The organism is Serratia sp. JKS000199 (genome assembly GCF_900215455.1).
GTDB lineage: Bacteria > Pseudomonadota > Gammaproteobacteria > Enterobacterales > Enterobacteriaceae > Serratia > Serratia ureilytica.
This window is the reverse complement of record NZ_LT907843.1, coordinates 2,039,056-2,052,431: the sequence shown is the minus strand read 5'-3', so window position 1 is coordinate 2,052,431 and position 13,376 is coordinate 2,039,056. Positions and strand designations below refer to the sequence as shown.

Here is a 13,376-nt window from a genome sequence, read left to right as displayed (position 1 = left end):
CTTATCTGCCATTATTCATTTCAGCGCGTTCAGTCCGGCCCCTCATCGGGGGGCGGATAAGCAGCCACAAGCCGCTCCCCGCCGTTGCTGCGCCCAGCAGCATGGGCCAGGAAAGGGGCTCATCGAACATTAACCATGCCCAGCAGAAGGTGACGAAGGGGCTGAGGAACAGCAGGCCCGTCACACGCAATGCAGAGGTATGCCTAAGGCAGAACCAATACAAACCGTAACCGGCCAGGGTGGCCAAAAGCGCGGTCCAAAGCACGCCGATAACCAACCCTGTCGTCATGGTTGGCAGCAGCGGGCTTTCTGCGCCTGCCAGTGGGGCAAAAGCCAGCGCTGAAATCGCGCTTTGTATCCCCAACCTGGCGGGCAGGCTCACCGCTTGCGCCTGCGGCAGCCGTTGCTGCCACAGCGTCGCCAGTGCCAGTGACAGCATCCCCGCCAGCGGCAACAGGTAGCTCCACAATGGCGCATTTCCCCAGGAAATAGCACCGCCCGTCGCCAATATCACCCCGAGAGAGCCTAATGCCAGGCCGAGCCAGACGCGGCCATCGGGCAGCCGGCGTAGAAACAGCATGTTCAAGAGTGCGGTGCCGAGAGGGAGCAAATCGGCGATGAGCGCGGCCAACCCGGTCGGCACGCCGTACTCGATGCCTTTACTGACGCCGGTCAGGTATCCGGTCATGGCAAGCAGCCCGATCCCGGCATGAGCGGCTACCGACTGCGGCGAGGAGCGCCTGATGGCGCGAAGGCTAAACGGCATCAGCAGTAAAGCGACCACGACACAGCGCCAGAACGCCACCAGCAACACCGGCGCGTAATCGGCGGCGAAACGGATGCCGACAAAGCCCGAGCTCCAGGCGACGATCAGCAGGACTTCCGCTGCCGGCAACCAGACGGCGGCTTTGTCGCCCACCTTATCGCGGCAGGAAGGTGGACGAAATTCTGACAGGGGCATGGTGATCTTCTCCTTTTTCCCCAAGGGTAGTGAGCCGCTATAATTTAATAAATCGAATAATTTTCGTTCAGTTGTTTAATAGAGTTAAACCATGCGGCCAACCCTGGACATTAATCTTTTGCGCACTTTTCACGCTATCGCCCGTTTGGGGCAATTTCGTGCGGCGGCGGCCTTTGTTCATCGCAGCCCAGCCGCGGTGAGCGTTCATATTCAGCGTCTGGAACAGGTCGTGGGCGGCCGCTTGCTGGAGCGCGACAATCAGTCCGTCGTGTTGACGCCCTTAGGCGACAAACTGCTGGCCTCGACGCTCGGGCTGTTGAATGCCCACGACGATATTCTGCGTGAGCTGCAGGGCGCACCGCTGAGTGGGCACATCAAGCTGGGAGTGCCTGATGAATACGCATCACATGTCATGCGCGATGTGCTGCCGGCGTTTGCCACCCGTTTTCCTGCGGTGATGCTGGAGGTGTCTACGGCCGCCAGCCAGGCGTTGGTTGAACAGATCGGACGCAACCGGCTACAGCTGGCGTTAGCGGTGCTGCCGATGGGGGGACTGCGCCAGATGCCGCTTGCGGTGACTGCGCCGGTTTGGGTTGGCGGCCGCCGATTGGCGCTGGATATGGCCCAACCGATACCATTGGCGTTGCATGCCGCCGATTGCCCTTACCGAGAGGCTATGATCGATGCATTGAGCGGGGCGGGAAGGCATTGGCGAGTGGTTGTGAGCAGCCCATCGGCCAGCGTGGTGGCTGCCGCCGTCGAGGCAGGATTGGCCGTCACGCTGCTCGACCGCGCACGCGTGACGGCGGCGATGCGGATCCTCGACGAATTGCCGTCGGTCGCTCCGCACGAAGTGCAGCTGCTGCGCTCTGCCGCTGCCGCCGGTCAATCGGCGGTGGCGATGCTGGAAAGCGTTATCGGTGAGTATTTCCGGGGCGGAACATGAATATCGACCGCGTGGGGAAGACGACCCGAGCGCGACGGTCAAGCAGAGGTGTGGCTAGCGCCGGAAACGCCGTATAGCGGGGCGTTCCCGGTATTCGGAGGGCTGGAGATCAGAACACCTGTTTGAACGGCTTCACCGTCACGTCGGCGTAGACGCCGGCGGCGACGTACGGATCCTGCTGCGCCCAGGCCTGGGCTTCCGCCAGTGAGGCGAACTCGGCGATCACCGTTGAACCGGTGAAGCCGGCGGCGCCGGGATCGTTGCTGTCGATGGCCGGGTTGGGGCCGGCGACCACCAGACGGCCGGCGTCACGCAGCGCCTGCAGGCGCGCCAGATGTGCCGGGCGCACCGCCAGACGGTTTTCCAGTGAGTGGGGAACGTCTTGCGCGTAGATCAGATAAAGCATATTTCACCTGTAAAATCATGGCTATAAAACGGTGCTACCAAGGTAGCGCAAAAGGCGCGGCAGGGGAACGGCGCGCGGTGAATTTATGGGGGGGATTGGCGCTTATGCCTTGAAGCCGCTACTTTTTATTCGTATAGTGCGGCGCGCTTAAACAGATATGCCATTGAGGTGAGGACATGACGGAACTGGTAAGGGAAAAACTCGATTTGCCTGCGGGCAAAAGCAAACTGCTGCTGCATTCTTGCTGTGCGCCCTGTTCCGGCGAGGTGATGGAAGCGATCCAGGCGTCCGGCATCGAGTACGCTATTTTCTTCTATAACCCCAACATTCACCCGCAAAAAGAGTATTTGCTGCGTAAGGAAGAGAACATCCGTTTCGCCGAAAAGCACGGGGTGCCGATCATCGATGCCGATTATGACACCGACAACTGGTTCGAACGCGCCAAGGGCATGGAACATGAGCCGGAGCGCGGCATTCGCTGCACCATGTGCTTCGACATGCGTTTTGAGCGCACGGCGCTGTATGCGCATGAGCACGGTTACGACACCATCTCCAGCTCGCTCGGCATCTCGCGCTGGAAGAACATGCAGCAGATTACCGACTGCGGCATTCGGGCGGCGGAAAAGTATCCCGATCTGGTGTATTGGGATTACAACTGGCGCAAGAAGGGCGGCGCGGCCCGCATGATAGAGATCAGCAAGCGCGAACGCTTCTATCAGCAGGAATACTGCGGCTGCGTCTATTCGCTGCGCGACACCAACCTGCATCGCAAAGCGCAAGGGCGGCCGCTGATCAAACTGGGCGTGCTCTACTATGGTGATGAAGAATAACGCTTAATTACCGCAATCCACCCGCTACGGCGGGTTTTTTATTTTTTAGCGCCGTCTGAACGTTAACGAAGCGTGTTGATTCGGCGGTAAAAAAGCAACGTTCAGGTTAATATCCTTATGAGTTTGCTGGTTTTCGCCGCGGAGACTGACGATTAAAGCGATAGTTTGCCTTTCGTTATTGAATATGATTGCTATTTGCATTTAAACTTGGCGAACCAGAGGAAACAGAATCATTATGCCGCTAAAAAAGATGTTCCTTAATCGCCGTATATCCGTGCCTTTCGTCTTGTCCGTAGGCCTGCACAGCGCCCTGGTGGCGGGACTGCTTTACGCTTCGGTAAAAGAAGTGGTTGAGCTGCCAAAGCCTGAAGAGGCGCCGATCAGCGTCATGATGGTCAACACCGCCGCGATGGCTGAACCGCCGCCGCCTGCTCCGGCAGAACCGGAGCCGCCGCAGGTGGAACCTGAGCCGGAACCTGAACCAGAACCTATTGTGGAGCCGCCGCCGAAGGCGATTGTGAAACCGGAGCCGGTCAAGCCGAAACCGAAGCCCAAGCCAAAGCCGAAGGTAGAAAAACCGGTGAAACCGGAGCCGAAGAAGGTCGAGCCGCGCGAGCCTTCGCCGTTCAATAACGACTCGCCGGCCAAACCGATCGATAAAGCGCCGGTGAAACAAGCGCCCGCCGCGCCGGTACAGGGCAACTCGCGCGAGGTCGGGCCAAAACCGATCAGCCGTGCGGAACCGATTTATCCGCCGCGCGCCAGAGCCTTGCAGATCGAAGGCAACGTGCGGGTGCAGTTCGACGTCGACAGCGATGGCCGCGTGACCAACGTGCGCATCTTGTCGGCTGAGCCGCGCAACATGTTCGAGCGTGAAGTGAAACAGGCGCTGCGCAAATGGCGGTATCAAGCCAAAGAAGCGAAGGATCTTATCGTCAATATTCGTTTCAAGCTGAACGGCACCACCGAAATGAACTGATTTCGGTTTGCGCCAAGAAAAAAAGGGTCGCCTCGGCGACCCTTTTTGCATTTACGGCGCAGCCGCAGGCTTACTCTTCGAAGCCGACGCGGAAATTCATTTTACCCTCAGGCAGCGCGCGCGAGTTGCCTTCCGCATCGACCGCCACGTAGGTGAACACCGCTTCGGTCGCCCGGTAGCGTTGGCCGATTGGGGCGGAGGAGACTTTCTTTACCCACACTTCGATATTGATGGTGATCGAGCTGCGCCCGGTGCGGATGCAGTGCGCATAGCAGCAAACCACGTCGCCTACCGCCACCGGTTTCAGGAAGGTCATGCCGTCTACGCGTACCGTCACTACGCGCCCCTCGGCGATCTCTTTTGCCTGGATGGCGCCGCCGATGTCCATTTGCGACATCAGCCAGCCGCCGAAAATATCGCCGTTGGCATTGGTATCGGCCGGCATCGCCAGCGTGCGCAGCACCAGCTCGCCGCTGGGTAAAGGTCGTTGTTGTGTCATAGCAGTCTGCTTTTAAAAGGAAGGGATAACATCATACTGCCCGCGGCAAATGCCGCAGGCATTAACAATTTTGTAACTATTTTGTTTCTTCTGCCGGTACGTGCCGGTATTTGTAACTATTTTTTCTGTTCTGCCGGCATGTGCCGGTAAATATAGATGCCGCTGAGCAGGGTGAATACCAGCGTCAGCACCGTCAGGCCAAAGACTTTGAAATTGACCCAGACGCTTTGCGGCAGCCAGAAGGCGACATAGATGTTCGCCAGGCCGCAGGCCAGGAAGAAGAGGGCCCAGGCCAGGTTGAGGTTGCTCCACACTTTGTCCGGCAGCGTCAGCTCTTTGCCCAGCATGCGCTGAACCAGCGGCTTTTTGAGCACCCACTGGCTGATCAGCAGCGCCAGCGCGAACAGCGCGTAAATCACCGTCACTTTCCACTTGATGAATAAATCGTTGTGGAACACCAGCGTTAGGGTGCCGAACACCAGCACCATCAGGAAGGTGATCAGCGTCATCTTCTCGACCTTGCGGTATTTCACCCAGGTGAACACTAGCGCCAGCGCGGTGGCGACGATCAATGCGCCGGAAGCGACGTAAATGTCGTACAGCTTGTAAAAAGCGAAAAAGACAATTAACGGGAGGAAATCAAGAAACTGCTTCATAAATCAATCCATCATCTGTTCATCGGCCGACTATACCGGATTCGGCGAGTTCTGTGTACCGCCGGGCGCTGCCGATTATCGGCGTTTGGCCGGCGGATTTCTGCCGCGAAAGCAGGAATTTGCATAAACTTACGCAAGAAAGCACGGGCGCATTGCCAGCGCTGGCCGCAGATCGCATAGTAAGTGCCATAATAACCAGATAATTTACCGCGGAAAACAGCATGCAGTGGAAATCTCTCCAGGCCCTGACGCCTGGTTTGACGCATTTATTGGGCTATCAACGCAGTTGGCTCAAACCGGATATGCGCGCCGGTCTTTCCGTCGCCGCCGTCGCCTTGCCGGTGGCCATCGCCTATGCCGAACTGGCCGGGGTTAGCCCGGTGGTGGGGCTTTATTCCTGTATCTTGCCGATGGTGGCCTATGCGCTGTTCGGTTCGTCACGCCAGCTGATCGTCGGGCCCGATGCCGCCACCTGTGCGGTGATCGCCGCGGTGGTGACGCCGCTGGCGGCGGGCAATATGGAACGCCATTGGCAGTTGACCATCATGATGACCGCGATGATGGGCGGCTGGTGCCTGTTGGCCAGCCGGTTCAAGCTGGGGGCGCTGGCGGATCTGCTGTCGCGGCCGATCCTCAGCGGGCTGCTGAACGGCGTGGCGCTGACCATCATCGTCGATCAGATCGGCAAGGTGTTGGGGTTCACAGTGCGCCCGGCGCAGCTGATCGAGCGCATCTACGCGCTGCCGGCCAACCTGTTGCACAGCGACTGGCTGACGATGGCGGTGTCCTTGCTGACGCTGGTGACGCTGCTCGGATTTAAAAAATGGCGGCCTAACTGGCCGGCGCCGCTGTTCGCCATCGTGCTGGCGGCGTTCGTCACCTGGGCGGGCGGATTGCAGCAGTATGGCGTGGTGACGGTGGGCGGTTTCAGCGGCGTGTTGCCGATCGTCCAGTGGCCGGACTTTCAGCCCGGGCTGCTGCGCGACATGGTGATCCCGGCGCTCAACCTGGCGGTCGTGAGCTTTGTCAGCATGATGCTGACCGCCCGCAGTTTCGCGGCCAAAAATGGCTATGAGGTCAACGCTGACGCTGAGTTTCGCGCGCTGGGGATGGTGAATATCGTCTCCGCATTGTCGCAAGGCTTCGCCATCAGCGGGGCGGATTCGCGCACCGCGGTGAATGACGCCAACGGCGGCAAGAGCCAGCTCGTGTCGATCATCGCCGCCGCGGTGATCGCTTTCGTCTTGCTGTTCCTGATGGCGCCGCTGCAGTTTATTCCGGTGGCGGGATTGGGCGTGGTGCTGATGTATGCGGCCTGGTCGCTGCTGGATTTTCGCGGCATCTGGATCTTGCGCCGTCGCAACGCACAGGCTTTCCGCCTGGCGATATTTACCTTCCTCAGCGTCTTGTTGGTCGGGGTGATCAGCGGCATCGGGCTGGCGGTATTGCTGGGGCTGATGCAGTTTCTGCACACCGTCTTTCGGCCGACGGAACAGCTGCTGGGCGTTAACGACGAAGGCATGATCCATTCCATGGGCAACAACAATGGGGTGAAGGCGGTGCCCGGCGTCATGATGTATCGCTTCAATTCGCCGCTGACCTACTTCAACGTGGCCTACTTCAAACGCCGCATTCTCAATTTGGTCGACAGTACGCCATTCCAGCCGCGCTGGGTGGTGGTGGACGCGGTGGCCAGCTTTACCCATGCCGATATCAGCGTGCTGGCGGCCATCGACGAACTGAAACGCGATCTGTTGCAGCGTAACGTCAAACTGGTGCTGGCCGGGCGCCGCACTGAACTGACGCGCTGGTTCCGCATCAATCGGTTGGGGCGGGACAAGGAGCTGATTTTGGTGCCGGATCTCTATCTGGCGCTGAAGCTGATTCAGAGTAAGGAACAGGCGGAAGCCGCCGCGGTGGGGTAAACAAAAAGGGGCGCGCCGAAGCGTGCCCCTTGGGTTTTGGTTGCGTCGGCGTTAGCCGCGCAGCAGCATATACAAACGGAACAGATAGATCAGCAGCAGGGCGGAGACCAGGTTGCTTAACGCGGTCAGCACGACGCTAGCCACGTTCGGCGTCAGCACTGACAGATGGCTCACTAAAAACAGCACCAGCAGCTTGGCCGCCAACCACAGCATCATCGCCGGCACAATCACGCGCGCATTGGCGAAGGCCAATTTGCTGCTCAGCTTGAGCGAAGCGAAGACGCCTTTCTTGTCGACGGAGGCGATCACTGGCGCCAACGCGAAGGCGATAGCCATGATCACGCCCGGCACCACGAACAGCGTCAGGCCGAGCTGGATCAGCAAGGTGCAGATAAACAGCAGCAGCAGCAGGCGCGGCAGATCGGGCGCCGAGGCGCCGAGCGCGCGCAGGGCGCTGGTGCGTTGCCCCTGAGACACCAGACGGATCAACGTCAGCATCCCCCCGACCAGCAGCACGTTGCCGACCAGCGCGGAGAATGTGGCGGCGGCCGACACTTTCAGCAACACCATCTGTTGTTCCGGCGTCATCTGCTGGATCACGTCCTGAATGCCCATGCCGGTCGACGACGCGAAATCGCTGGTGGAGGCGGCCAGCGTCGCCAACTGTTCGGCATCGGGGCTGAAAGCTTGGTTCAGCAGCACCGAGATAAACGCCGTCAACAGCGCCAGCATCAGGATGCTGGCCAGTTGATTGCGTAAAAAGTTAAAACTGTCACGGTACAAAGCGTTGGCCGTGATAGGCATGCAGACTCCTTGGCGTCGAGAAAACAGAGATAAATCAGTGGGTGATTGTACCCTGTTCCACGCCGCTGTGGCACCCCGCGAATTGCACTACGTCTATTTCTTCAACGATCGTCGTCTCAGGCAACGACAGCGGCAAGGGCACCGGCAAGGGGGGCAGGCCGTAGCGTTCGCGAGCGCGATCGCAGGCTTCGTTGCGCAGGCCGTTTTCACCGGACTGATCGAACTCTCTGCACGGGCTTGGCCGATTAAGATAAATCGAGCACGACACGGCTTTGCCAATCTCGCCGTCCAGCGCGGTGCAGCGCGGAGACTTGCTGTTGGTCCCCTGCATGCAGCGCAGGAACGGGGTCAGAGGCTCCGTCAGGGAAAGGGGAACGGTGCCGCCGCCGTCTTCGGCTTCGGCCCAATAGAATGACACTCGAAAATAACCGCAGCATGCGCCGCAGCTGACACAGGGATTAAGGATTTCGCTCATCTTGATTGCCCGCCGACTCCTCACGGCACCAACCAAAACCAACACGGAAGATGAAATTACCTCAGCCGTATTTTTTTCCGCAACTGAAATTTGAACATGCAGATAATTTGCAACAAAATCGTTTTTTTGATGCAGATCAATCCTTGATTTATTAAGCGGTTAGGTAACCTTGTTTTTGGTGGGATTTTAAAATTTTACACATAAGATGTGATCTCGATGGGATCACAAATACCCGAAAGTAGGTATATTCCCCCTCGAGAGATTAACCACACAAATGGAATGGATAATGAAAAAGACAACTCTGGTGGTATTGGCGACGATGATGGCGCCTATGTTGGCAAGTGCGCATCAGGCCGGTGATTTCCTGTTCCGTGCGGGCACCGCGACGGTGCGTCCAAATGCGGGCTCGGACAACGTATTGGGTTTGGGATCGCTGGATGCGAAAAACAATACCCAGCTCGGTTTGACCTTCGGTTATATGGTGACGGACAACATCGGCGTTGAGTTGTTGGCCGCGACACCGTTCCGCCACAAGGTTACCCTGGGCGGCACCGATCTGGCGACCGTTCATCAACTGCCGCCTACGCTGATGGCGCAATACTACTTCGGCGACAAGCAGGACAAACTGCGTCCTTATCTGGGCGTCGGCGTTAACTACACCACTTTCTTCGACGAGAAGTTCAACGACTACGGCAAAAGCGCCGGGTTGAGCAACCTCGATCTGAAAGACTCCTGGGGCGTGGCGGCACAGGCCGGTCTGGATTACAACCTGGATGAGCACTGGATGCTGAACATGTCGGTGTGGTGGATGAACATCGAAACCAAAACGCGTTTCAACGACGCGAACGGTGGGCACCACAGCTTCGATACACGATTGGATCCGTGGGTGTTTATGTTTGGGGCGGGTTATCGCTTCTGATGAAGGCCGCAAACAGGGAGGCATTGCGCCTCCCTGTGTCGGTATTATTTAACCTGCATGACGTTCTCAACAGATTTCACGCCGGCCACGCCGCGTGTGACCTGCACCGCACGATTGGCGTCATCGCTTGACGTCACGAAGCCGCTCAACTGCACGCGTCCTTTAAAGGTTTCCACGCTGATTTCGCGCGACTTGATGTTTTTATCCGCCAGCAGCGCCGATTTCACTTTGGTGGTGACCACGGTGTCATCGATATAACCGCCTGTTCCCTCCGATTTCGCCGTCGGTGCGCAAGCGCTCACCGCGACCGCCACAACGGCTGCCATGCACAAGGCCGAAAGGGTTTTAAACAGCTTCATAAATTACTCTCCATGCAATGTTATGGTTGAAATTCGATGCGGTTTTTTCGCCGCAGCGAGCGCATTCCCCAAATCAAATGAAGAAATGCATAGCGAACAATGTTTATTGTGAGACAAGACGCGGGTTTGTTCAAATTTTTGCTGTAAATAAATAGAACAAACTTTGAGGGGAAACAAGCTGTTAAAGCGAGCGCCGGCAAGGCGCTCGCCGAAGGGGATCACGCGCGGGTCGCGTGCTTCATCGCGCTGACGAAGGCCGCCAGCTTGGTCAGCATTTCCGCCGGGTTGGCATGGTGCCGTTCGATGATTTTGACGATTGCCGATCCGGAGATGGCGCCGGCGGCGCCGGCCTGCAGCGCAGCCTTCACCTGCTCGGGCTCGGAGATGCCGAAGCCCTGCAGCGGCGGAGCGGCGTGATACTCGCGCAGCTTGTTCACCAGGTGATGCAGCGGCAACTGCGCCCGGCTTTCGGTGCCGGTGACGCCGGAACGCGACAGCAGGTAGGTGTAGCCGCGACCGTGCGACGCGATTTCACGCAGCAGATCGTCATCGGCGTTCGGCGGGCAAATGAAGATGGGCGCGATACCGTGGCGCACGGCCGCGGCGCGGAACGGCGCCGATTCTTCAAACGGCACGTCGGCGACCAACACTGAATCCACGCCCACTTCCGCACAGCGTTGGTAAAAAGCATCGATGCCTTTATGGAACACCAAATTGGCGTACATCAGCAGGCCGATGGGAATGGTCGGGTGCTTCTGACGAATGGCCGCCAGCAGCTCGAAACACTGGGTCGGCGTAACGCTGGCGGCGAAGGCACGCAGCGTCGCGCTCTGGATGGTTGGGCCATCCGCCAGCGGGTCGGAGAAGGGGATACCCAGCTCCAGCGCGTCCGCGCCGGCTTCGATCAGGGTGTCGATAATCTGCAGCGACAGCGCCGGATTAGGATCGCCCAGCGTCACGAACGGGACGAAGGCGCCTTCCTTGCTGCTTTCCAGACGCGTGAACAGTTGCTGATAACGTTCCATCAGATTTCTCCCCGTGCTTTCAAAATGTCGTGAACGGTAAATATGTCTTTGTCGCCGCGGCCGGACAGGTTGACCACCAGGATCTGCTCTTTCTGCGGCGTTTCACGGATCATTTTCAGCGCGTGCGCCAGGGCGTGTGAGGATTCCAGCGCCGGGATGATGCCTTCATGGCGCGACAGCGCCTTGAACGCCTCCAGCGCTTCGTCGTCGGTGATCGACACGTATTCGGCGCGGCCGGTGCTGTTCAGGTAGGCGTGCTGCGGCCCGACGGACGGGAAGTCCAGCCCGGCGGAGATTGAATAGGATTCTTCAATCTGGCCTTCGGCGGTCTGCATCATCGGCGCCTTCATGCCGAAATAGATGCCGACGTGGCCATGCTTGAGCGGCGCGCCGTGCTGACCGGTTTCGATGCCCAGACCGGCGGGTTCCACGCCGATCAGCCCAACGTCGGCGTCATCGATAAAATCGGCGAACATGCCGATGGCGTTGGAGCCGCCGCCGACGCAGGCGATGACCGCATCCGGCAGACGGCCTTCGCGCTCCAGCACCTGCGCTTTGGTTTCTTCGCCGATCATGCGCTGGAATTCACGCACGATAGTCGGGTACGGATGCGGGCCGGCGGCGGTGCCGAGCATGTAGTGCGCGGTTTCATAGCTGCCGGACCAGTCGCGCAACGCTTCGTTGCAGGCGTCTTTCAGGGTGGCGGAGCCGCTGTGCACCGGGATCACTTCCGCGCCCATCAGCCGCATGCGGAACACGTTCGGCGACTGGCGCTCAACGTCTTTGGCGCCCATATAGATACGGCATTTCAGGCCGAGCAGCGCGCAGGCCAGCGCCGACGCGACGCCGTGTTGGCCGGCGCCGGTTTCCGCGATGATCTCGGTTTTGCCCATGCGCTTGGCCAGCAGGGCCTGGCCCAGCACCTGGTTGGTCTTGTGCGCGCCGCCGTGCAGCAGATCTTCCCGCTTCAGATAGAGCTTAGTGTTGCTGCCGGCGGTGAGATTTTTGCACAGCGTCAGCGCCGTAGGGCGGCCCGCGTAGTTCTTCAACAGATCGATGAATTCCGCCTGAAACGCCGGATCGCGCTGAGCGCTGACAAAGGCTTCTTCGAGTTGTTTCAGGGCCGGCATCAGAATTTGCGGTACGTATTGACCACCAAATTCGCCGAAGTAGGGGTTAAGCAGCGTCATGAGAGTTCCCGTCATTATCCGTTATAATGTAGAGCCGTATTCAGTAAGCGCGCAGGGTTTGGAAGACCGAGGCCAGGCGCGCGGGATCTTTGATACCCGGTTCGCTTTCCACGCCGGAATTGAAGTCCAGCCCGGCGCAGCCGAGCTTGGCCGCTTCGACGCAGTTGTCGGCGCGCAGACCGCCCGCCAGCATAACGTTGGTCAGATCTTCGCCTTGCAATACCGACCAGTCGAAGCGTTGGCCGGTGCCGCCTGCGCCGTTGTCCAGCAGATAGCGATCGACATGCTGCAGATCGCGCGCCGGCACCTGTTCTTTCACGCTCAGCGCTTTCCAGATGCGGCAATCGGCCGGCAAGCGGGCGCGCAGGGCGCTGATATAGGCCTGGTCCTCCGCGCCGTGCAGTTGCACCGCCTGCAGACCGAGGCGCTCTACGGTCAGCGCCACGGTATCAAGCTGGGCGTCGCAGAAGACGCCGACGTACTTCAGCGGCGCGCCGGAAATGACTTCGCGGGCGCGGACGATATCCACATAGCGCGGCGAGCGGCCGACGAAAATCAATCCGCCGTAGATGGCGCCGGCCTGATACGCGGCGGCGGCGTCCTGTGGGCGAGTCAGGCCGCACACTTTATTGTCGCCCAGGATCACACGGCGCACGGCGGCGCGCAGATCGGGTTCCGACATCAGCGCGCTGCCGATCAGGAAACCGTTGGCGTAGTGGCTGAGCTCGCGGATCTGCCCGTAATTGTTGATGCCCGACTCGCTGATCACCGTCACCCCATGCGGCACGCGCGGCGCCAACTGCCGGGTGCGGTCCAGATCGATGCTCAGATCGCGCAGATCGCGGTTATTGATGCCGACCACGCGGGCTTCCAGCGCGATCGCCCGCTGCAGCTCTTCTTCACTGATCACTTCGGTCAGCACGCCCATATTGAGGCTGTGGGCCACCGCCGCCAGCTGGCGGTACTGTTCGTCGGTCAACACCGACAGCATCAGCAGGATAGCGTCGGCCTGATAGTAGCGCGCCAGGTAAATCTGATACGGGTCGATGATAAAGTCTTTGCACAACACCGGTTGGCTGACGGTTTTGCTCACCAGCGGCAGGAAATCAAAGCTGCCCTGGAAGTATTTCTCGTCGGTCAGCACCGAGATCGTCGAGGCGAAATCTTTATAGACCGTGGCGATCTCCACCGGATCAAAGTTCTCGCGAATCAGCCCCTTGGAAGGCGAGGCCTTCTTGCATTCGAGAATGAAAGCCGTACGGGTGCCCTGCAGCGCGTGGTAGAAGCTGCGTTCGCTCGGTACGATGTCATTCTGAAAGCCGGCCAGGGGCTGTTGCTGTTGTCGCGCCGCGATCCATTGCGCTTTGTCGCGGACAATCTTGTGTAGCACGGTTTCCTGCAT

Annotated in this window: 15 protein-coding genes; 5 read left to right on the top strand and 10 right to left on the bottom strand. The window is 59.2% G+C overall.

Translation table 11 applies throughout. The features are described from left to right. Position 1: 1 nt before the first annotated feature. A complete protein-coding gene (locus CPH57_RS09835) occupies positions 2-961 on the bottom strand; it encodes a DMT family transporter (protein WP_096242311.1) in 960 nt (319 codons plus the stop codon). A gap of 91 nt (positions 962-1,052) precedes the next feature. Between CPH57_RS09835 and CPH57_RS09830 the strand changes: the two genes are divergently transcribed. Then, on the top strand, positions 1,053-1,907 hold the full coding sequence (locus CPH57_RS09830) for a LysR family transcriptional regulator (protein WP_033650235.1): 855 nt from the start codon (positions 1,053-1,055) through the stop codon (positions 1,905-1,907). A 109-nt stretch (positions 1,908-2,016) separates the two neighbouring features. Here CPH57_RS09830 and CPH57_RS09825 read toward each other — a convergent pair whose 3' ends face one another. Further along, positions 2,017-2,313, bottom strand: coding sequence for a YciI family protein (locus CPH57_RS09825; RefSeq protein WP_033643283.1), 297 nt, complete (start codon positions 2,311-2,313; stop codon positions 2,017-2,019). Between the two features lie 176 nt (positions 2,314-2,489). On the opposite strand from CPH57_RS09825, the gene CPH57_RS09820 reads away from it, so the two are divergent. Both CPH57_RS09820 and tonB read left to right on the top strand, forming a co-directional pair. Beyond that, positions 2,490-3,143: an epoxyqueuosine reductase QueH gene (locus tag CPH57_RS09820; protein ID WP_033643282.1), complete on the top strand. Its 654-nt coding sequence runs from the start codon at positions 2,490-2,492 to the stop codon at positions 3,141-3,143. A 235-nt stretch (positions 3,144-3,378) separates the two neighbouring features. Beyond that, entirely contained in the window at positions 3,379-4,122 is a 744-nt protein-coding gene (gene tonB / locus CPH57_RS09815) for a TonB system transport protein TonB (RefSeq protein ID WP_033643281.1), read from the top strand. A gap of 70 nt (positions 4,123-4,192) precedes the next feature. Here the strand turns inward: tonB and yciA are convergent, their stop codons facing one another. Together yciA and CPH57_RS09805 are read right to left on the bottom strand one after the other, a co-directional pair. After that, complete coding sequence (gene yciA / locus CPH57_RS09810) at positions 4,193-4,621, bottom strand: acyl-CoA thioester hydrolase YciA (RefSeq protein ID WP_004932085.1); 429 nt, start codon at positions 4,619-4,621, stop codon at positions 4,193-4,195. 116 nt (positions 4,622-4,737) lie between these two features. After that, on the bottom strand, positions 4,738-5,277 hold the full coding sequence (locus CPH57_RS09805; RefSeq protein WP_033643280.1) for a septation protein A: 540 nt from the start codon (positions 5,275-5,277) through the stop codon (positions 4,738-4,740). Between the two features lie 221 nt (positions 5,278-5,498). Between CPH57_RS09805 and CPH57_RS09800 the strand changes: the two genes are divergently transcribed. Further along, positions 5,499-7,202 (top strand): SulP family inorganic anion transporter, encoded by a 1,704-nt coding sequence (locus CPH57_RS09800; RefSeq protein WP_033643279.1) that lies wholly within the window; start codon positions 5,499-5,501, stop codon positions 7,200-7,202. A gap of 51 nt (positions 7,203-7,253) precedes the next feature. On the opposite strand, the gene CPH57_RS09795 is transcribed toward CPH57_RS09800, so the two are convergent. Together CPH57_RS09795 and CPH57_RS09790 are read right to left on the bottom strand one after the other, a co-directional pair. Then, on the bottom strand, positions 7,254-8,006 hold the full coding sequence (locus tag CPH57_RS09795) for a YciC family protein (protein ID WP_033643278.1): 753 nt from the start codon (positions 8,004-8,006) through the stop codon (positions 7,254-7,256). A 34-nt stretch (positions 8,007-8,040) separates the two neighbouring features. Continuing rightward, positions 8,041-8,481 carry a YkgJ family cysteine cluster protein gene (locus tag CPH57_RS09790; protein ID WP_033643277.1) on the bottom strand — a complete coding sequence of 147 codons (441 nt, stop codon included), beginning with the start codon at positions 8,479-8,481 and terminating at the stop codon, positions 8,041-8,043. A 286-nt stretch (positions 8,482-8,767) separates the two neighbouring features. On the opposite strand from CPH57_RS09790, the gene ompW reads away from it, so the two are divergent. Next, positions 8,768-9,400: an outer membrane protein OmpW gene (ompW, locus tag CPH57_RS09785; RefSeq protein ID WP_019452715.1), complete on the top strand. Its 633-nt coding sequence runs from the start codon at positions 8,768-8,770 to the stop codon at positions 9,398-9,400. Positions 9,401-9,444: 44 nt separating this feature from the next. On the opposite strand, the gene CPH57_RS09780 is transcribed toward ompW, so the two are convergent. The 4 genes from CPH57_RS09780 to trpCF form a co-directional block, all read right to left on the bottom strand. Then, on the bottom strand, positions 9,445-9,759 hold the full coding sequence (locus CPH57_RS09780; RefSeq protein ID WP_016927515.1) for a BON domain-containing protein: 315 nt from the start codon (positions 9,757-9,759) through the stop codon (positions 9,445-9,447). 218 nt (positions 9,760-9,977) lie between these two features. Continuing rightward, positions 9,978-10,784 carry a tryptophan synthase subunit alpha gene (gene trpA, locus CPH57_RS09775; RefSeq protein ID WP_046687173.1) on the bottom strand — a complete coding sequence of 269 codons (807 nt, stop codon included), beginning with the start codon at positions 10,782-10,784 and terminating at the stop codon, positions 9,978-9,980. Then, positions 10,784-11,989 carry a tryptophan synthase subunit beta gene (trpB, locus tag CPH57_RS09770; protein WP_170852993.1) on the bottom strand — a complete coding sequence of 402 codons (1,206 nt, stop codon included), beginning with the start codon at positions 11,987-11,989 and terminating at the stop codon, positions 10,784-10,786. The genes trpA and trpB overlap by 1 nt, the downstream gene beginning before the upstream one ends. Positions 11,990-12,014: 25 nt before the next feature. Further along, positions 12,015-13,376: a bifunctional indole-3-glycerol-phosphate synthase TrpC/phosphoribosylanthranilate isomerase TrpF gene (gene trpCF, locus CPH57_RS09765; protein WP_172428020.1), complete on the bottom strand. Its 1,362-nt coding sequence runs from the start codon at positions 13,374-13,376 to the stop codon at positions 12,015-12,017.

Excerpts from the sequence above, each read along its gene's own strand:
- tonB (WP_033643281.1), top strand. The coding sequence starts at position 3,379 with ATGCCGCTAAAAAAGATGTTCCTTAATCGCCGTATATCCGTGCCTTTC.
- CPH57_RS09825 (WP_033643283.1), bottom strand. The coding sequence starts at position 2,313 with ATGCTTTATCTGATCTACGCGCAAGACGTTCCCCACTCACTGGAAAAC.
- trpA (WP_046687173.1), bottom strand. The coding sequence starts at position 10,784 with ATGGAACGTTATCAGCAACTGTTCACGCGTCTGGAAAGCAGCAAGGAA.
- ompW (WP_019452715.1), top strand. The coding sequence starts at position 8,768 with ATGAAAAAGACAACTCTGGTGGTATTGGCGACGATGATGGCGCCTATG.
- CPH57_RS09790 (WP_033643277.1), bottom strand. The coding sequence starts at position 8,481 with ATGAGCGAAATCCTTAATCCCTGTGTCAGCTGCGGCGCATGCTGCGGT.
- CPH57_RS09820 (WP_033643282.1), top strand. The coding sequence starts at position 2,490 with ATGACGGAACTGGTAAGGGAAAAACTCGATTTGCCTGCGGGCAAAAGC.
- CPH57_RS09805 (WP_033643280.1), bottom strand. The coding sequence starts at position 5,277 with ATGAAGCAGTTTCTTGATTTCCTCCCGTTAATTGTCTTTTTCGCTTTT.
- CPH57_RS09830 (WP_033650235.1), top strand. The coding sequence starts at position 1,053 with ATGCGGCCAACCCTGGACATTAATCTTTTGCGCACTTTTCACGCTATC.
- CPH57_RS09795 (WP_033643278.1), bottom strand. The coding sequence starts at position 8,006 with ATGCCTATCACGGCCAACGCTTTGTACCGTGACAGTTTTAACTTTTTA.
- trpB (WP_170852993.1), bottom strand. The coding sequence starts at position 11,989 with ATGACGGGAACTCTCATGACGCTGCTTAACCCCTACTTCGGCGAATTT.
- CPH57_RS09780 (WP_016927515.1), bottom strand. The coding sequence starts at position 9,759 with ATGAAGCTGTTTAAAACCCTTTCGGCCTTGTGCATGGCAGCCGTTGTG.
- trpCF (WP_172428020.1), bottom strand. The coding sequence starts at position 13,376 with ATGCAGGAAACCGTGCTACACAAGATTGTCCGCGACAAAGCGCAATGG.
- CPH57_RS09835 (WP_096242311.1), bottom strand. The coding sequence starts at position 961 with ATGCCCCTGTCAGAATTTCGTCCACCTTCCTGCCGCGATAAGGTGGGC.
- yciA (WP_004932085.1), bottom strand. The coding sequence starts at position 4,621 with ATGACACAACAACGACCTTTACCCAGCGGCGAGCTGGTGCTGCGCACG.
- CPH57_RS09800 (WP_033643279.1), top strand. The coding sequence starts at position 5,499 with ATGCAGTGGAAATCTCTCCAGGCCCTGACGCCTGGTTTGACGCATTTA.